This is a genomic window from Virgibacillus necropolis (genome assembly GCF_044793635.1).
GTDB lineage: Bacteria > Bacillota > Bacilli > Bacillales > Amphibacillaceae > Virgibacillus_F > Virgibacillus_F necropolis_A.
Genome location: NZ_CP084992.1, coordinates 1,639,269 through 1,662,676, shown reverse-complemented (window position 1 = coordinate 1,662,676; position 23,408 = coordinate 1,639,269). Strand labels below are relative to the sequence as shown.

The 23,408-nt window shown below is 38.6% G+C and carries 21 protein-coding genes; 14 read left to right on the top strand and 7 right to left on the bottom strand.

Annotated elements, in window-relative coordinates:
• Positions 1 to 20 precede the first annotated feature (20 nt).
• Positions 21 to 1,037, top strand: a complete 1,017-nt coding sequence (gene galE / locus LG329_RS07930) for a UDP-glucose 4-epimerase GalE (protein WP_404455628.1) — start codon at positions 21 to 23, stop codon at positions 1,035 to 1,037.
• Between the two features lie 508 nt (positions 1,038 to 1,545).
• On the opposite strand, the gene LG329_RS07925 is transcribed toward galE (LG329_RS07930), so the two are convergent.
• Positions 1,546 to 2,262, bottom strand: coding sequence for a glycerophosphodiester phosphodiesterase (locus tag LG329_RS07925; RefSeq protein WP_404455625.1), 717 nt, complete (start codon positions 2,260 to 2,262; stop codon positions 1,546 to 1,548).
• Positions 2,263 to 2,407: 145 nt separating this feature from the next.
• Here LG329_RS07925 and LG329_RS07920 point away from each other — a divergent pair, with 145 nt between their 5' ends.
• Positions 2,408 to 3,463, top strand: coding sequence for a glycosyltransferase family 4 protein (locus LG329_RS07920; RefSeq protein WP_404455622.1), 1,056 nt, complete (start codon positions 2,408 to 2,410; stop codon positions 3,461 to 3,463).
• An 84-nt stretch (positions 3,464 to 3,547) separates the two neighbouring features.
• Here the strand turns inward: LG329_RS07920 and LG329_RS07915 are convergent, their stop codons facing one another.
• Together LG329_RS07915 and LG329_RS07910 are read right to left on the bottom strand one after the other, a co-directional pair.
• Positions 3,548 to 4,627, bottom strand: coding sequence for an LCP family protein (locus LG329_RS07915; RefSeq protein WP_404455619.1), 1,080 nt, complete (start codon positions 4,625 to 4,627; stop codon positions 3,548 to 3,550).
• A gap of 546 nt (positions 4,628 to 5,173) precedes the next feature.
• Entirely contained in the window at positions 5,174 to 5,632 is a 459-nt protein-coding gene (locus LG329_RS07910) for a hypothetical protein (protein ID WP_404455616.1), read from the bottom strand.
• 247 nt (positions 5,633 to 5,879) lie between these two features.
• Between LG329_RS07910 and LG329_RS07905 the strand changes: the two genes are divergently transcribed.
• The 6 genes from LG329_RS07905 to LG329_RS07880 all read left to right on the top strand — a co-directional run bounded on the left by LG329_RS07905 (position 5,880) and on the right by LG329_RS07880 (position 9,824).
• Positions 5,880 to 6,278, top strand: a complete 399-nt coding sequence (locus tag LG329_RS07905; protein ID WP_404455613.1) for a nucleotidyltransferase substrate binding protein — start codon at positions 5,880 to 5,882, stop codon at positions 6,276 to 6,278.
• Positions 6,279 to 6,283: 5 nt separating this feature from the next.
• Positions 6,284 to 6,424 carry a hypothetical protein gene (locus tag LG329_RS07900; RefSeq protein ID WP_404455610.1) on the top strand — a complete coding sequence of 47 codons (141 nt, stop codon included), beginning with the start codon at positions 6,284 to 6,286 and terminating at the stop codon, positions 6,422 to 6,424.
• 109 nt (positions 6,425 to 6,533) lie between these two features.
• On the top strand, positions 6,534 to 6,758 hold the full coding sequence (locus LG329_RS07895; protein WP_404455607.1) for a DUF1659 domain-containing protein: 225 nt from the start codon (positions 6,534 to 6,536) through the stop codon (positions 6,756 to 6,758).
• A 33-nt stretch (positions 6,759 to 6,791) separates the two neighbouring features.
• Positions 6,792 to 7,010 carry a DUF2922 domain-containing protein gene (locus tag LG329_RS07890; protein WP_404455604.1) on the top strand — a complete coding sequence of 73 codons (219 nt, stop codon included), beginning with the start codon at positions 6,792 to 6,794 and terminating at the stop codon, positions 7,008 to 7,010.
• Positions 7,011 to 7,239: 229 nt separating this feature from the next.
• Positions 7,240 to 8,190 (top strand): nuclease-related domain-containing protein, encoded by a 951-nt coding sequence (locus LG329_RS07885; RefSeq protein ID WP_404455601.1) that lies wholly within the window; start codon positions 7,240 to 7,242, stop codon positions 8,188 to 8,190.
• Positions 8,191 to 8,657: 467 nt separating this feature from the next.
• A complete protein-coding gene (locus LG329_RS07880; RefSeq protein WP_404455598.1) occupies positions 8,658 to 9,824 on the top strand; it encodes an ROK family transcriptional regulator in 1,167 nt (388 codons plus the stop codon).
• 298 nt (positions 9,825 to 10,122) lie between these two features.
• On the opposite strand, the gene LG329_RS07875 is transcribed toward LG329_RS07880, so the two are convergent.
• The 4 genes from LG329_RS07875 to LG329_RS07860 are packed head-to-tail and all read right to left on the bottom strand — an operon-like array spanning position 10,123 to position 14,823.
• Positions 10,123 to 11,151, bottom strand: a complete 1,029-nt coding sequence (locus LG329_RS07875; protein WP_404455595.1) for an aldose epimerase family protein — start codon at positions 11,149 to 11,151, stop codon at positions 10,123 to 10,125.
• A 13-nt stretch (positions 11,152 to 11,164) separates the two neighbouring features.
• Complete coding sequence (galT, locus tag LG329_RS07870; protein ID WP_404455592.1) at positions 11,165 to 12,643, bottom strand: UDP-glucose--hexose-1-phosphate uridylyltransferase; 1,479 nt, start codon at positions 12,641 to 12,643, stop codon at positions 11,165 to 11,167.
• Positions 12,640 to 13,641 carry a UDP-glucose 4-epimerase GalE gene (gene galE / locus LG329_RS07865; protein WP_404455589.1) on the bottom strand — a complete coding sequence of 334 codons (1,002 nt, stop codon included), beginning with the start codon at positions 13,639 to 13,641 and terminating at the stop codon, positions 12,640 to 12,642. The genes galT and galE (LG329_RS07865) overlap by 4 nt, the downstream gene beginning before the upstream one ends.
• A complete protein-coding gene (locus LG329_RS07860; protein ID WP_404455586.1) occupies positions 13,642 to 14,823 on the bottom strand; it encodes a galactokinase in 1,182 nt (393 codons plus the stop codon). It abuts the gene before it with no gap.
• A gap of 162 nt (positions 14,824 to 14,985) precedes the next feature.
• Here LG329_RS07860 and LG329_RS07855 point away from each other — a divergent pair, with 162 nt between their 5' ends.
• The 6 genes from LG329_RS07855 to LG329_RS07830 all read left to right on the top strand — a co-directional run bounded on the left by LG329_RS07855 (position 14,986) and on the right by LG329_RS07830 (position 23,334).
• Positions 14,986 to 16,350, top strand: coding sequence for a sugar porter family MFS transporter (locus LG329_RS07855; RefSeq protein WP_404455583.1), 1,365 nt, complete (start codon positions 14,986 to 14,988; stop codon positions 16,348 to 16,350).
• A 610-nt stretch (positions 16,351 to 16,960) separates the two neighbouring features.
• A complete protein-coding gene (locus tag LG329_RS07850) occupies positions 16,961 to 17,158 on the top strand; it encodes a hypothetical protein (protein WP_404455580.1) in 198 nt (65 codons plus the stop codon).
• Positions 17,159 to 17,673: 515 nt separating this feature from the next.
• Positions 17,674 to 18,669, top strand: coding sequence for a Gfo/Idh/MocA family protein (locus LG329_RS07845; protein ID WP_404455577.1), 996 nt, complete (start codon positions 17,674 to 17,676; stop codon positions 18,667 to 18,669).
• A gap of 276 nt (positions 18,670 to 18,945) precedes the next feature.
• Positions 18,946 to 19,866 carry an ROK family protein gene (locus LG329_RS07840; protein WP_404455574.1) on the top strand — a complete coding sequence of 307 codons (921 nt, stop codon included), beginning with the start codon at positions 18,946 to 18,948 and terminating at the stop codon, positions 19,864 to 19,866.
• Positions 19,867 to 19,992: 126 nt separating this feature from the next.
• Positions 19,993 to 21,612: an extracellular solute-binding protein gene (locus tag LG329_RS07835; RefSeq protein ID WP_404455571.1), complete on the top strand. Its 1,620-nt coding sequence runs from the start codon at positions 19,993 to 19,995 to the stop codon at positions 21,610 to 21,612.
• Positions 21,613 to 21,723: 111 nt separating this feature from the next.
• A complete protein-coding gene (locus LG329_RS07830) occupies positions 21,724 to 23,334 on the top strand; it encodes an extracellular solute-binding protein (protein ID WP_404455568.1) in 1,611 nt (536 codons plus the stop codon).
• The last annotated feature ends 74 nt before the right edge of the window (positions 23,335 to 23,408 follow it).

Sequence of the window (23,408 nt, the reverse complement as noted above, 5' to 3'; positions counted from 1 at the left end):
CATAACAAGGAGGAATTTACATGGATATACTAGTCACAGGAGGCGCCGGATATATTGGCAGCCACACGACAATTGAATTAGTAAATGAAGGCCACAATGTGGTAATCGTTGATAACCTAAGCAACAGTAATAAGCTCGTAATCGATCGTATCGAAGAAATAACAGGTAAAAGTGTAACTTCCTATTTTATTGATCTGTTAAATAAAGATGAATTAGATAAAGTTTTTAAAAATAATCACATTGATGCAGTTATTCACTTTGCTGGCTTTAAGGCTGTAGGGGAATCAGTAGCATTACCCTTAAAATATTATTCGAATAATTTAGTCAGTACATTAAATCTTTGTGAAGTGATGGAAGAAAATGATGTATATAACTTAATCTTTAGTTCATCTGCCACAGTTTATGGCAAACCAGAATCTTTTCCTATTAAAGAAACTTTTTCAACGAAGGCATACAATCCATATGGCAGAAGTAAATTAATAATAGAAGAAATACTAATGGATCTATCACATTCAAACGAAAAATGGAATATTACCTTGCTTCGTTATTTCAATCCGGTGGGCGCGCATGCCAGCGGTGAAATTGGTGAGGATCCAAATGGTACACCTAACAACTTAATGCCGTATATAACGCAGGTGGCCGTCGGTAAACTACAGGAATTAAACGTATTTGGCGATGATTACGATACAGTTGACGGCACGGGAGTTAGGGATTATATCCATGTTGTTGATTTAGCAAAAGGACATTTAAAAGCGCTTGAGAATATAGAAGCTAATGATCGATTAGAAATTGTTAACCTTGGTACAGGTGAAGGATATAGTGTTAAACAAGTTATAGAGGCCTTTCAAGAGGCATCTGGACAACATATTAACTATAAAATAGTTGACCGAAGACCTGGTGACGTTGCTACATCGTATGCAGATCCAACAAAAGCTTACGAAAAACTTGGTTGGAAGGCAGAAAAAGATATTAATGATATGTGCAGGGATTCGTGGAACTGGCAACAAAAAAATCCTAATGGTTATGAGGAAAAGTAAATATTTATAAGAAGGCTATTCTGTGGTATAAGTGGGAATAGCCTTTTTCAATTATTAAGTTTGTGTAATGCCGCTCCGGAAATACACTTCGCTTTCCGCGGGCGGCTGGTGAGCCTCCTTATGCTAACGCACTGCGTAGTCTCACCGATGCCTGTCCTCCCGCAGAAGTCTACGTGTATACGGGCTGCTGGTATAATAGTTGCCAATAACTGAAAGAAATGACCAAGATTCTTACGTAAATAGCTTTTACCAGTCCAGGTGAGTGGAGGGCGGTGACTCCTGCGGGAACAGCACGAGTCTGAAGACTCCGCAGCGGTGCTCTTCCGCGAGGAGACTGAGGCCGTGCCCGCGGAAAGCATCCGCCCGGAGCGATCCTGGACGGCAGCAATAGCACTTGTCTTTGGAAATAAACCTAAAGTTACGTCACAGTTTATATCTATTCTCTCAAAAGCAACAATCTTTACGAAAACAGCTTTTAATTACAACAAACTTTTAGAAATAGCCAATATTAATTACGAAATATCTCCGGGTTATTCGAAAATACTCCGTCTACTCCATAACCTACTAACTCCTCATAACGTTTTTTTGAATTAACTGTATAGGGGTAGACTTTATAGCCAAGCTGTTTACAGTTTTCTACAAATTCTCTATCTGTATAGACATTATTCGGATGGATGCTGCTAATGTTTAATCCACTATTTTTGGCATAATCCCATGCACGTAAAATACGATAGTAAAACAACATACCCAGTTCAACATCAGGTGCAAGCTGCTGGATTTTTTCAAGTGCTACATGGTCAAATGATGAAATAACCAAATTATCTAACCGGTCATAGCTCCGCAGACAATCCAATAAAATTTCTTCTATTCCAGGATAAATCACGGGTATATTTTTGATTTCCACATTTAGCTTCACATCAGAAGGGCATATTTCAAGAACCTCTTCTAATGTCGGCAATGTTACGCCCTTAAATTCTGTTGAAAATTTGGATCCTACATCAATTTGTCGAATTTCCTCTAATGTAAAATCACGAATTCGACCTTTTACGTCTTTATTATATTTGGTGAACTTGTGGTCATGACAGACGACAAGTTTATTATCTTTTGTTAGCTGGACATCTAGTTCAATTCCTTCTGTGCCATGTTTGATTGCCTTCTCAAAAGCAGGTACAGTATTTTCCGGTGCTTCGGTCAATGAACCTCGATGAGCAAAATTTAAAACCATTCTATCCACTCCTAACTGTTGAATAAATCATATCACAACGTAAAAAATGATAAAAATATGTAACTATTAAAATATCATTGGAGATTTTAATCGAAAACCTATATAATTAGTGAGGATGTATATATATTCTAAATGAGGTGAGAAATTGTTCACGATACTTCTATTAGCCTCTTTAACGTTAGTTATTTCTTTAATTATAACGCCGTTAATTATTAAACTAGCAATCAAGCTAAATGCTACTGACAAACCTAATTATCGGAAAGCGCACAAGGTACCAACACCAACTTTAGGCGGAATAGCTATCTTTCTAAGTTTTGTAGGAGGATTGTTCATATTACAACCCTATAGTGACTATCATGCTGCTGTAGTAACTGGAGCTAGTATAATCATAGTTTTAGGGATTATCGATGATTTATACAATCTTTCTGCTAAAATTAAATTTTCAGTGCAAATCGTAGTTGCATTGTTAGTAGTGTACTGGGGTGGATTACAAGTTGAATTTATTAATTTGCCTTTCGGTGGACAAATTGAATTCGGATTCCTTAGTTCAATTGTAGCGATTTTCTGGATAGTTGGAATTACGAATGCTATTAACTTAATCGATGGATTAGACGGACTTGCAGCAGGAGTTTCCTCGATCGCATTATTTACGATCGCCGGAATGGCTGTGCTGATGGGTGATGTTTACGTTTCAACAATGGCACTTATTTTATTTTTTAGTACGATGGGATTCCTTCGATATAACTTTTTCCCTGCTAAAATCTTTATGGGTGACACCGGTGCAATGTTTCTCGGATTTATGATTAGTGTGCTGGCACTACTCGGGTTTAAAAATATTACCGTGATCTCATTTGTTATTCCAATATTTATTTTAGGGGTACCAATATCGGATACATTGATTGCAATGGTTAGACGACGAGTTAATCGACAGCCGATTTCACAACCGGATAAATCACATCTGCATCACAGGCTAATGCAGTCTGGATTTACACACAAACAAACGGTATTGTTTATCTATTCATTAAGTGCAATGTTTAGTATATCAGCGATTTTCTTTTCGATGACAACTTTATGGGGCTCCATTATTATCCTGGGAGTGGCACTACTTGCAATTGAAGTTTTAATTGAAAGTCTAGGTCTGATTAATAATGACTTCAAACCACTTACTAATTTTGTGAAGAGTTTGTGGGAGAAATCATAGGAAATTCGTATACTAAGTTACTTCGAAAATTTAAGCAAGACAAAAAAACCTGCTAACCATTGTGGCTAGCAGGTTTTTTCTAATCTATTGTGTGGCTGTTCTATCTGTACTATCATCTGATGTTGCTGATACGGAATCTTCATTATTATCATTTTCATAAAGCTTAGCTGTAGCTGGGTCAATTTCTAAATGACTTTTCAACAGCTCTTTTGTTTCTTCAAGAGCAATCTCATCCAACTTCCAGTAATACGTATCTCCAGGTCGGTAGTTACTACCTTCAAGTGTTAGTGTATCAATTTCTAAACTTCCACTTCCTGTTCCGTACGAGATAAAGCTTTTCATTTCATCGAATGTCATATTGGTTGTCATATTTTCACCAACAGCTTCAATAATATTATCAAATTTAAGGACTGAATTTAGTGATGTTGCTTTTTGGACAACAGCTTTAATAATTTCTTGCTGACGTTTACCACGTTCAATGTCGTTATCATAGTGTCTGGTTCGCGCAAGGGCAAGTGCTTCTTCACCATTTAGTTGTTGTTCGCCAGGTAATAGGTGAATAGCTTCCTGGACATCATTAGAATTTTGTTCATATAATTCATAAGGAACATCAACCTTGATACCATCAACTGCATTGACAACATCGATAAACGCATCAAAATTAACTTTCACATAATAATCGACAGGAATCTCTAGCAAATTCTCAACTGTTTTGATTGTTGCTGGTGGACCACCATAAGCATGGGCATGATTAATTTTCGTCTTCCTATCAACTTCAGGAACATATACATAAGAGTCGCGTGGAATACTTACGAGCTTGACACTTTTATCTTCAATATTCAGTGTAGCAAGCATCAAAGTATCAGAGCGAGCACTTCCTTTATTGTTGCGGACATCACTTTGGTCAACACCAATAATTAATACAGAAACGTTATCCTCCGCGGGATCCACTGCTTCCTCGCGTAAATCTGATTTAGCACGGCCATCATCTTTGTAGGATTCCGTGAAAACAGAATCAGCTTTTGTATATAAATATGCTGCGTAAGTAAGTAGGCTTACAAATACTAATAAAACCGGAATTAAAATAAAATAAGCGCGTTTGCGTAATTTTCTTTTTTTGCCTCTTTTGGTCATTCTGGTTTGAGTTGTCTTTTCTTTAGACATATAACATTTTCCCCTTTAATTTCCTAACTTTTACAGTAATATTTTTAGAAGTGAATATCCAAGATACCACGAATTTTACATTAATACATCGATTTTTGAAACATTAATCTTTATTTTACTATGAATATTCCTATTCGTAAATTAATATTTTATTACATTTCTGTAAGAAACAATTACAGTTGAATGATTTCCTATTAGTACAGACGTTTAGGAGAGAAAAAGGTTTCGGTTGGATGGGAAAAGTGGTCGGAATCGCGCAGGAACTTCGCTGAATTCGCGTAGAAGCGCCGCAAAATCATGCGGTAGCTCCACGTATATTTTCGCAACCGATCCAAAATAGTACACAACCGATCGACCTCAACACACAAGCGATCGTCATCGGGGACAACCGATCGATCTCGACATACAAGCGATCGTCAAGAGTAGATAACCGATCGCGACAGTCCTAAGAATTGAAAACCCAAGGAGCGATTTAAGCTACGGTTTATTAATAGGATGGTTCGTTAATAGAGAAAAACTTCAGCAGCTGCTGAAGCTTTCCAAATGTTATTTTCTTTCAAAACCTTCTTCATCCAAAAACTGTGTGGCTTGATTATACGAATGAAAGGATCCATCTAAGTCTTGTCCAGCGTATACATTCCACAATCCGTCCTCATAGCAAAGTAATAAGGTTTGTTCGTTTGCATTAATCCAGGTTTCATCATCTGGAATTATTTCAGCATTTGCCTCTGGCGAAAGTGAATTAATTGCCTGTTGGATAATATCGACCAACTCATTTTCTGTATAATCCCGGATATTGGTCATGCCTTTATTATCTGTTTCATAATTCCCTATAGACCTCGTGTATACAAAACCATTGCCATTTGGGTGTAGGTTATGAACGACGATTTTTTTGTCGAGTGCGCTTTTTTCATAATGAAAATTAACTCGTCCCATTGAGATGTCCTTGCGTATTAATTCTGGAAACGTATTAATAATGGATAGTTTTTCTTCAAAAGTTAGCATAATTCCTCCGTTTAACCTCGATTTGACTTATATATATTATTCATTAACTATGGTTTTATTATTATGACACTATTCTATATAAAAGAAAACGGCATTATTCAAGGTATCTGTTCAACGATTGATTTTAGTCTCTTGGGATCCATTGCCTTGATTGGACATTAATCTGCAAAAGTTTTTGGCATTTATATAATATGAACTATAATAACAATATAAATTATAGATAACAATATCCGTGGAGGTGTACCACGTGGAACAGTCGAAGGATGAACGTTGGCGACAAAGTATTGAGAACTTTGAGAGGTCTTATAAATTATTAGAGAAGTATTCTAAGCAAACTATTGAAAACGAATTAGAGAGAGCAGGATTCGTTCATTTTTTTGAAATGACATTGGAACTATCATTGAAAGTTTTAAAAGATTATTTGGAAGTTCAAGGTTATAATGTTAAAAGTCCAAGAGAGACAATCAAACAAGCATACCAAATAGATTTAATAGATGATGGTCATATTTGGCTGGGAGCATTATCAAAAAGGAATTTAACTGCGCATACATACGATGAAGCATTAGCAAAAGAGTTTGCAAATGAAATTACGCAATTATATTTTCCAGCTATTAAAGTATTATATGTCAAGCTGTCGGAGGAATAAGAGCCATGTTTGGATTACGTGAGCGCGACATTGAATTAATAAAGAATGCATTAGGAAACTTTGAAGATATTGAACAGGCATATATCTTGCAGCCCATTTACCGTTTGACAATCTGTCGCATTCGATCGACAAAACCTTCTATATAATACTAATATCGTCACCAAACATAATCCGGTGGCGATATTTTTTATTTTAAATATCGTGCCACCTTTTCCGAACGCCATTCGATTGTAATGGTGAAAGGAGGTGAGGCACATGGCAACTTCAAATATGATCGACTCGACGCTTCGTCTAGTGTTCAACGACGGAATTGATGCTATCTCAGGTAAGGAGCTTTATAAATCGAAGAGCTTCAATAACGTCAAAACGGAAGCAACACCTGATCAGTTATACGCAATTTCAATTTCGCTTGAGCCGTTGCAGCAACGTACACTTTACAAAGTTGAACGTAATGACAGTTCTGAGTTAAGTCAGGCGTAACAGTATAAAATCTAGCGGAAAGGAGGGATTATGATGGCGAAAAAAATAGAAATGAAATTTGAAAATCAGGACGGCAAAGTGGTGACTTACTCACTTGATAATCCGGTTGAACCAGTTGATGCGATTGCAGTACAAGCTGCAATGGATGAAATTATCACTCAGAACGCATTCACTTCATCTGGCGGTGATCTTGTAGCCGTGAAAAGCGCACGTATTGTCGAGCGTAATGTATTGGACATTGAATTAGCATAATTAAAGGGACCAGCGACAATGAATGTTATTCTGTCGCTGGTTTTTTTCTTCATCTTCCGGGTTTTTTGAGACAGACTTCGTTCGAAAAATTGGCATTTCAAAGACTAATCTCAGTAATATCAGTAATGGCCATTCCGTTCCCGTGTTGGGAATAAGTACTATATTATTCCAATATTGTGGTATAATCTTTTTAATTATTAAAGAAAAATAACGAATAAAGGAGTAATATATGATAATCAAAAAACGAACAACCCCGGTTGAAATACCTGTATTGGAAGCGCTAAAGCGCAGGCTATCTCCTCGGCGCAAAATCTATCCTAAGCTAGAAGAAGATTTTGCTTATAGTCAAAAAGGATTTGATGGCGAGAAAGCTGTTGATCGCTTCACCGCCGCACTTTTGAAAAATAACCTCACGATACTCCACGATGTGTATCTCCACAACAAAGGTTCATCCTTCCAAATTGACACCCTTATTATTGGCCCGCATTGTATCTTCGTAGTCGAAATTAAAAACTATACTGGTACTGTAACCTTCAACTTCATCTTAAAACAATTTACCCGCGAACATAATGGAAAAATAACAGGATTCCGCAACCCCATCATACAAGCCACAACAAACACACTCCTGCTAACAGAATGGCTCAGTGACCACACTATTATGGATATTCCAATCTATCCGCTCGTTGTAATTAGTGAACCAAGTACAATTCTCAAGGTAATCCCAGCGGAAAAAGATATATCTGACGTCGTCATGCATGGAGAATATATGCCGCAGCAAGTTATGAAAATGAACCAGGAGTTGGAGGGAAATCGTCATGGACATCTTCATCAAAAAATTGGTGCCTTAATTCTGGGAGAGTGTGGGACATTTGATTTCGATTACAGACGGGAATATGTAATTGATCATCAGAAGATATTAAGCGGGGTGCAGTGTCCAGGATGTGGAAAGTTGGGAATGGAGCGCAAACAGAAGAACTGGCATTGTAACAAATGTGGTGAAAAGGATAAAGACGCATATATAAAGGCAATCTCAGACTATTTATTACTCATTAAACCATCAATTACTAACACAGAATGTATGAAATTTTTAAAGGTCGACTCTCGTCATATTGTGACAAGGTTATTAAAAAGTTCCGGGTTAATATATGATGGAAAATACAAGAGATGGAGTCGAAAATGATAGAATTGATACTGTGGAATTGCTAACCGATCGAGAATGCACCTCAACCGATCCTGGGTACTTCCTAACCGATCGGAATCGTGTCTGACCCGATCGGCATCATCGTACAAGCGATCGACATCGCAGATCAACCGATCGACAGCTGGAACTTAGCGCGTTCGCCGCGCCCAGCACAACCAAAATGATAGAATTGACACAGCGGGATTGCTAACCGATCGAGAATGCACCTCAACCGATCCGGAGTACTTCCTAACCGATCGAAAACGAGTTCGACCCGATCGGCATCATCGTACAAGCGATCGTCAAGAGCCATAACCGATCGACACCGCAAATTAACCGATCGACAGCCAACACTCAGCATGGTCCCAGCTACGATCCCTCACCCGCAACTCTAAATACACTAATCCCTAAATTAACTTAATTAACTATGATATAATTAAGTTAAGCTAGAACAAGGGGGATCATCCATGCAACGCGGTACTTTTCAGTTAATGAAGTCAGTCAATAAATCAATCATATTAAACAAAATCCGCAGTACAGAACCAATTTCACGGGCGCAAATTGCTAAGGAAACAAAACTCACCCCGCCAACTGTTAGTAGCATTGTGAAAGAGTTGATTGAGCAGGGGATTGTAATTGAAAGCAATCTGGGTGTTTCCCAAGGTGGCAGAAAACCGACGATGCTTCATATCAATAATGATGCTTTTTATGTGATTGGCGTAGATGCGGGGCCGGAGTCGATTGGGTGTATTCTTGCAGATTTATCCGGAAAAATTATTGAACGAACAGCCAGTAGGATTAATACGCCAATAACGAATGATCAATTTATGGCTATTATAAAGGAAAACATACATAAAATTATTGATGCACCGTCGACAAATAAAGACAAAATCATGGGTGTCGGTGTGGGGATGCATGGTGTTGTGGATGTGGAAACAGGTACTTCACTTGTTGCGCCGAACCTCAACCTAACAAACATTCCCTTAAAAGATGAGCTTGAGGCGGAATTCAATTTAATTGTCAGGGTTGAGAATGATGCAAGAACAATGGCGTTAGGAGAATCGTGGTTTGGTGGTCATGATGACGTAGATAGTATGGTTGCTGTGAATCTTGGTCATGGAGTTGGAGCAGGATTTGTTTATAAAGGAAAGCTATATCACGGTGCACAGGATCTCGCTGGCGAACTTGGCCACATGACAATTGATATTAATGGAGAGGTTTGTGAATGCGGGAATCGTGGTTGCTTACAAACTTTTGCTACTGGAGCGGCTATTGTAGAGCGAGCCCGTAAGGATATCAAAGACTTGCCAGACAACATAACCGGTGAAGAGATATATCACCGAGCTCAAAGAGGTGACGATGCATATATAAACGTCCTGCATAATACCGGAGTGATAATCGGAGTGGGATTAACAAACTTAATTCATCTTATTAATCCTGGAAGAATCGTATTGGGTGGTGGGGTAACGAAGAGTGCGAAATTCATCCTTCCAGCTATTAAACAAACGATTGATCAACGTGCGCTGACGCCTGAAGCAAAGCGGACTGAGGTGTCAGTTACCAGGCTTGGTGATGACTCTACTTTACTAGGGGCAATTTCCCTATTATTGGTTGAATTATTTGCACCAGTATAAAAAAAGAGCTGAACAGCGGCGTTCAGCTCTTTTTCAGTGTTTAGGAAACAATAAAATTTTGTAATTTTGGATAACTGATCTACCTGTCAGCCACGTCCAGCTACAGCGCCCATTGCCTAGTGCCCTTCCGGCTCCTCCTTACGATAACAGTTCGACATAGTCGAACGTCCTTAATCGCTTGCGCTCTTCGTGTTTCCTTTATCTCATACGGTTCCGTCCAGGGCATACGGCAATAACCGGGCGCTTGCGCTTTTGTTCGTAGTAGGGAAATTTCATCATTTCCCGGGAAATAACGACACTATTCTACGGCAAAAGAAAACTTTGTTCTTTTGTTGTATTCCGTTCCAGCCTCTAAAATCACATTTGGAAAGCCTTCATGATGTAAGGATGCTGGAGATCCTTGTGTTTCAAAACATACCCCAAGATATTTCCTTGAACTTCCTTCCTTTAATTCCAGTCCTTCAGCTAAACCGTTCGCAGTATACATCACCATGCCAGGCTGATCGGTTGTGACCTTCATCACTCTACCCGAATCCTCATCTTTAACAACAACATGCCCTTCATTATCAAACATAAAATAATGATCATAACCATTATCCGCAATTTTATGTTGCTCGGAATCATCCTCAAATCCTTCTGAGAGGTGACGTCCATCACGGAAATCAAAAGTTGTACCAGACACATCCACTAGTTTTCCAGTAGGAATAAGCTCCGAATCCAACCCAACAATAGACGAACTATCCATTGTAACGTGGTGCCCACTAACAGTGTTTTTCAGATCACCACTTAAATTAAAATAAGAATGATTCGTCAGTGCAATAGGGGTGGTCTGATCGCTACTTGCCCAGTAATCAATAATAAAGTCATTGTCATTATTTAATGTATACGTAACAGCAACATCTACATTACCAGGATAACCACGATCACCATCCGAACTCCTGTGGGTAAGCTTTAAACCAACAGAATCCCCAGTTTCAAATGGCTCAACATCCCAGGTAACACGATGAAATCCGTTTGATCCCCCGTGTAGATGGTTATCCCCATCATTAGATTCAAGAGAATATGTTTGGTCATTAAGTTCAAACGAGGCATCTTGAATTCTGCCTGCAACAGGGCCGATTAGTGCACCGAAAAAGTTAGGATTCTCCTCATAACCAGCATAGTTTTTATAGCCAAGGACGACATTTTCCTTATTTCCCTTTCGATCAGGAACAATGACCTCTGTGATGATCCCTCCAAAGTCTAGTACACTAACAGACATGCCTTGTTCATTTACTAGTTTAAATTCTTTCCATTTGCCTAATCTATCCTTTATTTCGATGTTCATGATTATCAGCCACCTACTTATTTATTGCTTCGATAAAGCGTTCAAATGCATTTCTTTCCTTGAAAACACCGGCATCCTCAAGAACTCTAGTAAATTTCTTTCCTAGTTCTTTTTCTAAAAGACGCTCGGCTTGTGCATGATCTGAAAGCAGACCATTTTCTTTCATAATCTGTCCAGCCCATTCCTGATGGTAATCAGCTACATCGTTTGATTCACCAAGCAAAAAATTCTGAATTTCTGCTAGTTCTTCTTTTAATCTAGCTGGTAAAACAGCAAGCCCCATAACCTCAATTAATCCAATGTTTTCCTTTTTGATATGATGTACATCGGCATGTGGATGGAATATGCCCATCGGATGTTCGTCAGATGTACGGTTGTTCCGTAAGACAAGGTCAAGCTCATACGCGCCATCACGCATTCTTGCAATTGGTGTAATGGTATTGTGCGGAGTATCATCAGAAAATGCCTTTACTTCCGAACTATCATCAGAATAATTTCTCCATGTTTGTAGAATGTGATCGGCAGCCTGAAGCAACTTACTCTTATCATCACTGTTAAGTCGAACCACAGATAAAGGCCATTTCAAAACGGAAGCGGAAACATCCGTAAACTCACTTAATTCAAATGAAAATGCATCTGCGGCATTTGTCATTGCAAATTCATAATTACCAGCCTGGTAGTGGTCATGACTTAAAATCGACCCACCAACAATTGGTAAATCCGCATTGGATCCGATAAAATAATGCGGGAACTTTTCTGTAAACGTAAGCAGTCTTTCAAATGCACCTTTATCAATCTTCATGTCTCGGTGTTCTTCTGCAAGTAAAATACTGTGCTCGTTATAATATACGTACGGGGAATATTGCAGATACCAATTTTCTTCCAAAAGTGGCACGCGAATAACGCGGTGATTCGCACGTGCTGGATACCCGGTTCTGCCTGTGTAACCTTCATTTTCTACACAAAGCAGACATTTAGGATAACCTACAATTTGTTTCATTTCGCGTTCTCGTTTGATTTGTTCGGGATCTTTTTCCGGTTTTGATAAATTAATCGTAATATCAAGCTCGCCATAAATGCTTGAAGCCTTGAAATGGATATTTTTCTTAATTCGGTTCATCTGGATGTAGTTACTGTTTTTACTAAGGTTATAAAAGTAATCCGTCGCTGCCTTAGCTGATTGCTGGTACTCATTCCAGAAAACGTTGTTCACATCAGAAGGACGAGCCACAAAGCAATTCATGATATTCGCTGTGAGAATTTCCTTTTCATCAAAAACATCTTCAATCACGTTATTTTCTACAGCATAAGCAATCATTTTTTCAAGTAAATTTGGAATGGAATCGGCGGTCACAGCCTCAACATTCTCTGGAAAAGATTCCAAATTTAATAGATTAATAACTCTGTTGCGCGTATAAATCCTGTCCCCAGGTTCAATTAACGCTACTTCAACTGCTTTCTGGATAAGTCCTTCAATATGTTGAAAAATCATTGATTATCTCCACCTTCATAGCCATTTGGATGACTAGTGTGCCATTTCCAGACATCTTCCATGATTTTCGTAATGGAGGTTCGAGTTGGTTCCCAACCTAATACGTTCTTAGCTTTTTCCGAACTAGCAATCAACACACCAGGATCACCGGCGCGTCGTTCGCCAGATTCCACTGGGATTTCTTTGCCGGTAACAGTTCGTGCGGTATCAATCATTTCTTTTACGGAGAAACCTTGATTACTTCCAAGGTTGAAAATATCGCTCTCCCCACCATCTTTCAAATAATCCAATGCTAGCAGATGTGCCTTTATAAGATCCTCTACATGAACATAATCGCGGATACACGTGCCATCAGCCGTGTCATAATCTTCCCCAAAAATGGTTATATGCGAACGCTGACCAAGTGCAGCTTGCAAAATAATTGGAACTAGATGTGTTTCCGGACGATGATCCTCGCCAATTTCAGCCGATTCTCTTGCGCCAGCCACATTAAAATACCGTAATGAAACATATTTCATTCCATGGGCTTGCTCTGTCCATTTCATCAGTTTTTCCATTGTCAGCTTTGTTTCCCCATACGTACTGGTCGGATTTGTTGGCATCTTTTCTGTAATCGGTACGGACTCAGGTTCACCATATGTTGCCGCTGTTGATGAGAAGACGATTTTTTTCACATCATTTTCGACCATAACCTGCAACAAAACCTGTGTGCCATATACATTGTTATCAAAGTATTTAAGTGGCTTTTCCATTGACTCTCCGACAAGGGAGTTTGCTGCGAAATGAACGACTGCGTCAACCGATTCTTTTTGAAACACCTCGCGTAGAAAGTCAATCTTGCGAATATCTCCTTGGTAAAAGGCCGCATCCGGGTGAACTGCATCCTTGTGACCTGTTTCAAGATTATCAACAACAACCACATTTTCACCCTGGTCAATCAACTGATAAACTGCATGGGAGCCAATGTATCCTGCTCCACCTAAAACTAATACACTCATCTATAACACTCCTTCTGAAATTTCTTTAGCGCCATCGCCGATCATTGCAGTGTAAAATGTTGCATCATAGCCAACTGCCTCACGATAGATCCAGTTCACGTTTTTCTTGAAAATTTCAACCTGATTACGCTCAACGATTGCAATCGCGCATCCACCAAATCCTGCACCAGTCATACGGGCACCTAAAACACCATCTTGATCCCAAGCCGCTTGAACAACCGTATCAAGCTCAACGCCTGTAACCTCATAATCCTTCTGAAGTGATCGATGAGATTCGTTCATCAATTTCCCAAAGCCTACCAGCTCATCCTGACGTAATTTTTCAAGCGCTTCTAATGTCCGAGCATTTTCAAAGACAGCATGCCTGGCGCGCTTTCGATTGATTTCATCTTTGATTAAGTACTTATGTTGTTCAAATTGCTTTTTTGATAATTCACCAAGACTTTTGATTGAAATTGCAGTTTGCAGATCAGCAAGAGCCTGCTCACATTGTGCACGTCGTTCATTATATTTCGAACCTGCTAATGTACGTTGTTTATTCGTATTGATAATCATAATAACATGGTTTTCCAACACAATTGGTGCAAATGCATGCTCCAATGAATCGCAGTTTAATAGAATGGCGTGATCTTTTTTTCCCATGCCAATCGCAAATTGATCCATAATACCACTGTTTACGCCGATGTATTGATTCTCTACCTGCTGCCCCAGTTGAATCATCTCGATACGATCAACTTTTAAATCAAAGAGTGTTTCCATTAGTACACCAGTTACCATTTCTATAGAAGCGGAAGAGGAGAGACCAGCCCCGTTGGGAATGTTGCCATAAAATAAAATGTCTGCGCCTGATTCAATGTCGTGACCAGACTCCCGAAGATAAGTAACCATTCCTTTTGGATAGTTTGCCCAGTCGTGTGCTTCATTATAGGAAAGGCCGGATAGGTCGCATTCAATGATTCCAATGTCTTGAAAGTTCATCGAGTAAAAGCGGAACTTTTGATCAGACCGCTTTCTTCCAACTGCATATGTACCAAAAGATATCGATGCAGGGAAGACATGGCCTCCATTATAGTCGGTGTGTTCACCGATCAAATTGATTCGCCCTGGTGCGAAAAAAGTGTTTGGTTCGTGATCTGTTTGGAAAACGCTTTGAAATTCTTTCATGAGATTAAGGTCAGTCATCGTTACACCCCTTGTCAAAAATTGTATGATTTTGTTATAAGAAAAAATATGTTAGAATACCATAAGATAATTAATTTAATTAATTAAGTCTAGTTTACTAAATTACTAGGTACTTTGTAAACGTTTGCTTGATTTAATGTAAAAAAGAAAGGTTGAAGAGTAATGAAGGGTAAAAAAATTAATAAAAATATGATTTTTTTCTTCGGTGCGTTAGGGGGGCTTCTGTACGGCTATGATATGGGCGTAATTTCAGGAGCGTTATTGTTCATCAAAAATGATATACCTCTGACAAGCTTCACGGAAGGATTAGTGGTTAGTTCGATGTTGATCGGAGCAATTTTTGGATCCGGATTCAGTGGGCCACTTTCCGATAAATTTGGACGACGAAAATTAGTATTCAATATCTCTATTATATTTGTGATTGGCTCGCTTATCTTAGCACTATCTCCTAATTTAGAGGCACTTATAGTTGGCCGTTTAATCATTGGACTAGCAGTCGGAGGGTCTACAGCGATTGTACCTGTATACTTATCAGAAATGGCACCTACAGAGTCCCGTGGTTCATTGGGTTCATTAAACCAGTTGATGATCACGATTGGTATTCTTTCTTCTTATCTAGTGAACTATGCTTTCGCAGATATGGAAGGATGGCGCTGGATGGTTGGACTAGCGGTTGTTCCATCATTGATCCTAATGATTGGTGTTATATTCATGCCAGAAAGTCCAAGATGGCTACTTAAACATAAAAGCGAAGAGGCGGCTCGCCGTGTCTTGAGCTTGACGAGAAAACCAGCACAGGTTGAAACTGAAATTCGCGAAATGATTGAAATAGATAAAGTTTCGGATAGTACATGGAAGGTCTTGTCATCTTCTTGGCTGCGTCCAACGCTCATAGTCGGGTGTGTGTTTGCGCTATTTCAACAGATTATTGGTATCAACGCAATCATCTATTATGCCCCAACCATTTTTAATGAAGCAGGGTTAGGTGACGCAACTGCAATTCTTGGAACTGTTGGAATCGGTGCAGTTAACGTTGTCGTTACGATTTTCGCATTAATGATAATTGACAAAATTGACCGTAAAAAGTTGTTGGTTATCGGAAATATCGGCATGGTCGCATCATTGATTTTGCTAGCTGTGCTATTAGAAACAATAGGACTGGATTCCAGTCTAGGTGCATGGATCATTGTTGCTTGTCTGACTTTATTCATTGTCTTTTTCGCATTCACATGGGGACCAGTACTATGGGTTATGCTGCCAGAATTATTCCCAATGCGCGCCCGTGGTGCCGCAACAGGCATTGCCGCGCTTGCACTATCCATTGGTAGTTTGCTAGTAGCACAATTCTTCCCGATGGTATCAGGTGCACTCGGAATTGGACAGGTATTCTTGATTTTCGCCGCGATTGGTATTGGTGCGTTATTCTTTGTAATAAAGTTCTTGCCAGAGACACGTGGTCGCAGTCTTGAAGAAATTGAAGCAGAATTACGCCGGAGGACTTCGGCAAAAGATGCACAAAAGGTGTAAATAGGATGTTTTGGGGGCTTGATTTTGATATCAAGCCTCTTTATTTGTGTAGAAGTGCGGTTTGAGGTGGTTGGAATCGTAATCGATCGGAATTTTGGTGTAACCGATCCATAATTGTCCACGACCGATCGACTTCAACGAGCAAGCGATCGGCATTGGCGGATAATCGATCGACATTAACATCTAACCGATCGAACACCCTTACCAAAGATGGAATGATCAATAGAAAAGACTAGTTAATAAACCCCGTTTATTAAAAAAGCTCCCTTCAAGCGTGATTTGCGACGCTAAAACATTGCTTAAACCAAACGTTCATTCTATAATAAAATTGTAAATACGATAAATTTTTCTATGAAGAGGGATGTGGTAAAATGTATAGAAATATACTCGTGCGAGTTATACCAAGCATGACGCAAACAAACGTTATGCATTCAAACGAAAATTGATGATCCAAATTCTACAAAAAACAACCACACAACCAGACCTCATCCGCACATATCTATCCGCTTTATTTCATTTCATTGATAATATACTTCAAGTAACAGATGAGTTAACAACAAAATTAAAGGAAGATATCATCCCATTTATTAATAAGGAGGGGACACACCAGATGCTTACAGATAAAAGGAATCCATCTCAAACATTAGCTGAGATTTTTGAAGAGTTGAAGGAAGAGGGTAGAGAGGAAGCAGCGAAAGATTTTGCTAAAGAGTTAATACATGAAAATTTCTCAAATGAACAGATTACAAAGTTAACAAAATTGCAACTTACAGAAATAGTAAAGTTGAGAAAGTTAATTAAAAAGTAATCCTAAGAACGAAAAAATGCAAGTTATTGGGAGGAGCTCGACTTGCTCTGTTGTCGAGTTCCTTTTTGGTGTGTAAGGAAAGTATAAAATGTGACATTGAATATTTTGGTCACAATGCAGGGCCACGTCCAGCTCCAGCGCCCAGCGACTATTGGATTTCCTTTACCTCCTTACGACAACAGTTCGACATAGTCGAACGTCCTTATTCGCTTACGCTTACCGTGTTTCCTTTATCTCAAAAGAAAGAAGGAAGTTCGATTAAAACCGCCACTTTGCGTGGCAACATCGAACTACCCACGTTGCGTGGGCACAATCCATACGCCGCTAAACGGGCGCTTCCGCTTTTGTTGGTCGTACCGCTGTACAAAAAAGAGTAGTCGATCGTCAGCATAAAAAACTAGATACACACCGCCAGATATATTTAAGTTAGAACCACAAAAACGGAAATCTTTTTTCCTCCCCCGTTCTAAGGTATAATTAATTATGATAATTCAGTAAATAGAGGAGGCACGTAAATGACTAAAGTACGTTTTGGAATTCTAAGTACGGCAGGAATAGCGCAGAAACAACTGATTCCAGCAATCCAACGGGCGTCAAACGCAGAAGTAACGGCAATCGCTAGTAGTAGTGGGGTGGAAAAAGCAAAAACTGTTGCTGATAAATTTTCCATCGGAAAAACCCATGACAGCTATGAAAAATTATTGGATGATCCGGAAATTGATGCTGTTTATATCCCGTTACCAAATCATTTACATAAAGAATGGGCAATTACAGCGGCAAAGAAAGGGAAGCATATTCTTTGTGAAAAACCAGCAGCGGTCAATACGACTGAAGTCGAAGAGATTAAAGCGACTTGTGAGGAGTACCAAGTAATCTTTATGGAAGCATTTATGTATCACTTTCATCCGCAGCATGACCGTGTAAAACAAATCATCGATTCAGGTGAGATCGGCGATGTTTCTTATATGCGGGCAGCACATTCCTTTCCCATGAAAGATCGGGAGAGTAATGTTCGCATGAAATATCAGGCTGGTGGCGGGAGTCTATACGATTTAGGTTGCTACGCCATTCATGTGATACGTAACGTACTTCAATCAGAGCCTGAAACCGTTCAGGTCAATGCTGTAAAAGATAATGGGGTAGATACAGATGCTTACGCTTATTTAACGTTTTCAAACGGCATGCAAGCAACATTTGATTCAAGTTTTAATCTGACAGACCGTAATGAATACGAAGTGGTAGGTACAGAAGGGCGAATCCTAATTCCGAGAGCATTCAGACCAGACAAAAATGGAGGGGATGGCCTAATCATCGTTGAAAAGCAAGGTGTGACACGCACGGAAACAGTAAACACCGATCAATATCGTGATCAGGTCGAACATATCTCCCAAGCAATTTTGAATGGAGATCGTAAACTTCATAATGATTTTGAAAACACGCTCAACAATATTCGTGTAATCGATGCTTGTATGGAATCGATTGAAACGGGCGCGCGTGTGGAGCTGGGTTAAATAGAATAGTAAAGAGGGAAGGAGCTTGACTAGTTGTCGAGTTCCTTTTTTTGTGTTGTGAGGTTTATTTTGTTCTGCGGGTATGTATCACCTTATACATACCAGAATTAGTTTATGAAATATTCTAAATAATGTATAGACAAATAAAATATGCTGTGATAATATGAAAAATAATTAGTAAACAATTTATTAAATATATTTACTAATTGTTTTTATTTTTGTGTAAGCGCAATCATAATTTTATGTATTTTGAAAGAAATAATGAGGTGACTTTTGGTGAGATATGGATTAGGTGTTGATGTTGGTGGCACAAAAATTGCTACAGTCATTATTAATCAACATGGTGAAATCATTGATCGTGTGGAGGTGCCAAGTAACCCTTCAGACAAAGAAAAAATGTTTGATCAAGTGACTAAAAGTATTGAAAATGTTTTAGTAAAATCGAAATTAGATATATCAATGATTGAGGGGATGGGGGTAGGTGTTCCCGGGAAAGTAGATCGAGAAAATGGTATTGCTGTTTTTCAAAATAACTTGCCATGGAAGAACTTTCCGATTGTAGAAAGATTACGAAACTACTATGCGCTTGAAAATATCGTAATTGATAACGATGTTTATATGGCAGCTTTAGCAGAATGGAAGGCTTCAGACAGTACGAGTAAAGATACATTCGTATATGTAACCGTTAGCACAGGGATTTCTTGTTCGATTATTCAAGAGGGTTCGTTTTTGCGAGGAAATGGATTTGCGGGTGAGATAGGTTTACTACCAGATCTAGCAAAATCCTCACCAAACAGGATGCATAGTATAGAAGAATCTGCATCCGGACCTGCAATTCAAAAGCTTGCCGTGGATCGCTTTGGCTATCCTAACATGACCACAGAAGACTTTTTTAAAGAATTTCAAAAGGAAAACCCTATTGCTAAAGGCATAATGGATGAAGTTGCTGAATCTATAGCACATGGGATTTATTCTATTGTAAGTTTGCTGGATCCTCACAAGATAATTTTTGGTGGAGGAGTAATCAATAATAATCCTTTTTTACTAAATATTGTGAGAGAGGCATTATTGAAATATTTAATTCCTGAACAACTATCTGTTTTACAAAGATTACAGACAAGTCATTTTAAAGAAAATGCAGGCGTTGTCGGGGCGGGTTTAAAGGGGATGGAGGTGAATCTTAAGACCACTAGTTAGAACACTGCACTCATCTTACATCACTATTTTTTGGGCTAATCAAGGAAGAAAATACTAGTGATGTTTATCATGTAAGCGATTCAGAAGGACACTACAAATTTGCAAAAGGTTAAAGGAGGTCCATCATTGAAAGTCAGAAATTTGCTACTTTTAATAACTATTTCATTTGCAATGCTATTAGCTGCATGTACCAATGAAGAAGCCGGACCAAAAGAGGTGGAGTTAAATAAAGAGAAACTTAAAAATTTGACTGAATCAGGGATGCCTATTGTAAAAGAGCCAATTTCTCTTGATATTTTTGCTGGACAGGCCCCGGCAACTGCTGAAAATTGGAATGATGTCATGATTTGGAACAAATATGAGGATATGACAAATATTGATGTCAATTGGGAGATGGTTCCGTTTGCCTCGCTGAAAGAAAAAAGGAATTTAGCGTTAGCTAGTGGGAATTTACCCGATGCATTTCATACTGCAGTTTTTCCGAATGTAGATCTATTAAAGTATGGCAACCAAGGGGTCTTTATCAAGCTCAATGATTTAATTGATAAATATGCACCCAATTTAAAAAGGATATTTGAACAGTACCCGGAGGTGAAAAAAGCTCTCACGTTCCCGGATGGGAATATATATTCTTTTCCCACCATTTATTCACCAGAATTCACGTCGCTTCGACTGGGTGGAAGACCTTGGTTTAGGCAAGATTGGCTCGATGCATTAGGGATGGATTTACCTAAAACAACGGAAGAATTTTACCAGTACCTAAAAGCAGTAAAAGAAAAAGATCCAAATGGGAACGGTAAAGCTGATGAAGTTCCATATGGTGGGACGAATATTGGTACCATAATTAGTTGGTTAGAAGGTTCATTTGGAGTAGGAAATAGGGGTGTTCCATATATCGACATGGATCCAAAGGAACAGAAGGTACGTTTCTTTCCTATTGCAGATGGATATAAAGAAATGCTGAAATATGTAAACAAACTATATAGTGAGAAGTTAATTCAGCAAAATATCTTTTCAATTGAATGGAATCAATACCTCGCAGATGCGTCAAAAGGTATGTATGGTAGCACTGTTTTTAACAGCCCTGAAGAACTCTTTGCGGGTGATATAGGGAAAAAATACACTGCTGGTCCTGCATTGGTTGGACCACAAGGTGATCAATTGTTTACAGGATTCTCCTCTCCTGTAGGTAGTATAGGTGGATTTGTTATAACGAATAAGAATGAGAATCCTGCAGCTACAGTTAGATGGATGGATCATTTCTATAGTGATAAAGGTGCAAAATTATTCTTTATGGGCATTGAAGGCAAAACCTATAAAGAGAATGCAGAAGGGGACCTTGAATACTTAGATAAAATAAAAAACAGCAAAGAGGGATTATCATTAGATCAGGAATTGTCAAAGTATTTAACGTGGCCAGGTGGGGGTTACCCAGGAATCATAAAAAAAGAGTTTTTTAAAGGGACAGAAAGCGCACCTTCATCTATAAAGTCGGCTGAACTGTTAAAGCCAAATATTATTGAAGAAGCATGGCCGGATTTCACATATACGCTAGAAGAAAATAAAAAATTATCAGCTTTGGGAGCTGACATCGAAAAGTATGTTGATGAAATGCAGGATAAGTTCATTACGGGGGATCTTTCCTTTTCGCAGTGGGATAAATATGTAAAAACGTTGAAAGATATGGGGCTTGAGGAATATATGGAAATTCAACAAGCTGCCTATGAAAGGTATGCAAGTAATTAAAGGATATGAAATTGTGTATGAAAAGCTAATTAATTTGAGAAATGACATTTATGAATGGGGGGTATTCCCCTCCTTATAACATACTTGTAAAAATTTCAAGGAGGTCAACCATTGAAAATCAGAAAATTTTTATTGTTAGTAATGGCGACAGTAGTATTGTTTTTAGTTGCGTGTACCAATGAGGAAGCTGGTGGGTCCAAAGAAGTAGAGTTAGATAAAGAAAAGTTAAAAAATGTAACTGATTCAGAGTTGCCAATTGTAAAAGAACAGATTTCACTTGACTTTTTTGCTGGCCAGACCCCAGCAACTGCAGAAGACTGGAACGATGTCATGATTTTTAATAAATATGAAGAGATGACTAATATTGATATCAAGTGGCAAATGGTACCGTCTGCCTCGCTGAAAGAAAAAAGGAATCTAGCACTGGCTAGCGGAAATATACCCGATGCTTTCCATTCCGCTTCTTTTTCTAATTTGGATATTTTTAAATATGGGCAACGAGGTACGTTTATTAAGCTCAATGGTTTAATTGATGAATATGCACCTAATTTGAAAAAGTTATTGGAAGAGTACCCAGATATAAAAAAGTCGATAACCTTTCCAGATGGGAATATATACTCGTTTCCAACTATTTTTTCACCTGACTTTTTAGCGGTTCTTATGTATGTTAAACCTTGGATTAGAGAGGATTGGCTAAATACATTAAATATGGATATGCCACAAACAACAGAAGAATTTTACCAGTATCTAAAAGCAGTTAAGGAAAAAGATCCAAATGGAAATGGTGAAGCGGATGAAATTCCATTTGGTGCTAGTTCAATTAATAGTTTAGTAAAGTTGATTCAAGGATCGTATGGAGTAGGTAATAGAGGTGTTTCATTTATAGACATGGATCCACAAGAGAAGAATGTACGGTTCTACCCTATTACAGATGGATATAAAGAAACGTTGAAATATGTGAACAAGCTATACAGCGAGAAGTTAATTCAGCAAAACATTTTCACTATTGAGTGGGATCAATATCTCGCAAATGCTTCAAAAGGTTTATATGGAAGTACAATTTTTAACAGTCCTGAAGAACTTTTTGGGGGAGATGTAGGGAAAAGTTACACTGGTATGCCGACCTTGGAAGGCCCTCATGGGGACAAATTGTTTACCATCATGTCCTCACCAGTATTTAATATGGGCGGATTTGTCATAACAGACAAAAATGAACATCCTGCAGCCACAATTAGATGGATGGACCATTTCTACAGTGATGAAGGTGCGAAGCTGTTCTTTATGGGCATTGAAGGAAAAACCTTTAAAGAGACATCAGAAGGCGAGTACGAGTTTTTAGATGAAGTCAAGAATGAGGGAGGAGCGCCTATATTATCGAATTATTTAACTTATCCTGGTGGAGGTTATCCAGGTATTGTTAAGAAGGAATTTTTCCAAGGGGCTGAAAGTTCGCCTTCAGAGGTTAAAGCGGCTAAGAAGCTGGAACCTGATATGATTGAAGAAGTATGGCCTGATTTCACATATACAGAAGAGGAAAGCCGAGTGTTATCGTCCTCGGGAGCTGATATTGAAAAGTATGTTAAAGAAATGCGGGATAAATTTATTACAGGTGATCTTCCCTTTTCAGAGTGGGATAAATACGTAGAAACAATAAAAGATATGGGATTAGATGAATATCTCGAAATTAAACAAGCAGCTTATGAAAGATATAAAAGTAAGTAAACGATTTTAGAGTGATAGGATATCTATAAAATGAAGGGAGGAGTTAATTTCCTCCTTTCATTAACAAAAATAGG

Bases quoted from the DNA above. Each gene is read 5' to 3' on its own strand.
- LG329_RS07915 (WP_404455619.1), bottom strand. From the start codon at position 4,627: ATGTCTAAAGAAAAGACAACTCAAACCAGAATGACCAAAAGAGGCAAA.
- galE (WP_404455628.1), top strand. From the start codon at position 21: ATGGATATACTAGTCACAGGAGGCGCCGGATATATTGGCAGCCACACG.
- LG329_RS07860 (WP_404455586.1), bottom strand. From the start codon at position 14,823: ATGACTGACCTTAATCTCATGAAAGAATTTCAAAGCGTTTTCCAAACA.
- galE (WP_404455589.1), bottom strand. From the start codon at position 13,641: ATGAGTGTATTAGTTTTAGGTGGAGCAGGATACATTGGCTCCCATGCA.
- LG329_RS07880 (WP_404455598.1), top strand. From the start codon at position 8,658: ATGCAACGCGGTACTTTTCAGTTAATGAAGTCAGTCAATAAATCAATC.
- LG329_RS07910 (WP_404455616.1), bottom strand. From the start codon at position 5,632: ATGCTAACTTTTGAAGAAAAACTATCCATTATTAATACGTTTCCAGAA.
- LG329_RS07890 (WP_404455604.1), top strand. From the start codon at position 6,792: ATGGCGAAAAAAATAGAAATGAAATTTGAAAATCAGGACGGCAAAGTG.
- LG329_RS07845 (WP_404455577.1), top strand. From the start codon at position 17,674: ATGACTAAAGTACGTTTTGGAATTCTAAGTACGGCAGGAATAGCGCAG.
- LG329_RS07900 (WP_404455610.1), top strand. From the start codon at position 6,284: ATGTTTGGATTACGTGAGCGCGACATTGAATTAATAAAGAATGCATTA.
- LG329_RS07925 (WP_404455625.1), bottom strand. From the start codon at position 2,262: ATGGTTTTAAATTTTGCTCATCGAGGTTCATTGACCGAAGCACCGGAA.
- galT (WP_404455592.1), bottom strand. From the start codon at position 12,643: ATGATTTTTCAACATATTGAAGGACTTATCCAGAAAGCAGTTGAAGTA.
- LG329_RS07895 (WP_404455607.1), top strand. From the start codon at position 6,534: ATGGCAACTTCAAATATGATCGACTCGACGCTTCGTCTAGTGTTCAAC.
- LG329_RS07850 (WP_404455580.1), top strand. From the start codon at position 16,961: ATGCTTACAGATAAAAGGAATCCATCTCAAACATTAGCTGAGATTTTT.
- LG329_RS07875 (WP_404455595.1), bottom strand. From the start codon at position 11,151: ATGAACATCGAAATAAAGGATAGATTAGGCAAATGGAAAGAATTTAAA.
- LG329_RS07885 (WP_404455601.1), top strand. From the start codon at position 7,240: ATGATAATCAAAAAACGAACAACCCCGGTTGAAATACCTGTATTGGAA.
- LG329_RS07855 (WP_404455583.1), top strand. From the start codon at position 14,986: ATGAAGGGTAAAAAAATTAATAAAAATATGATTTTTTTCTTCGGTGCG.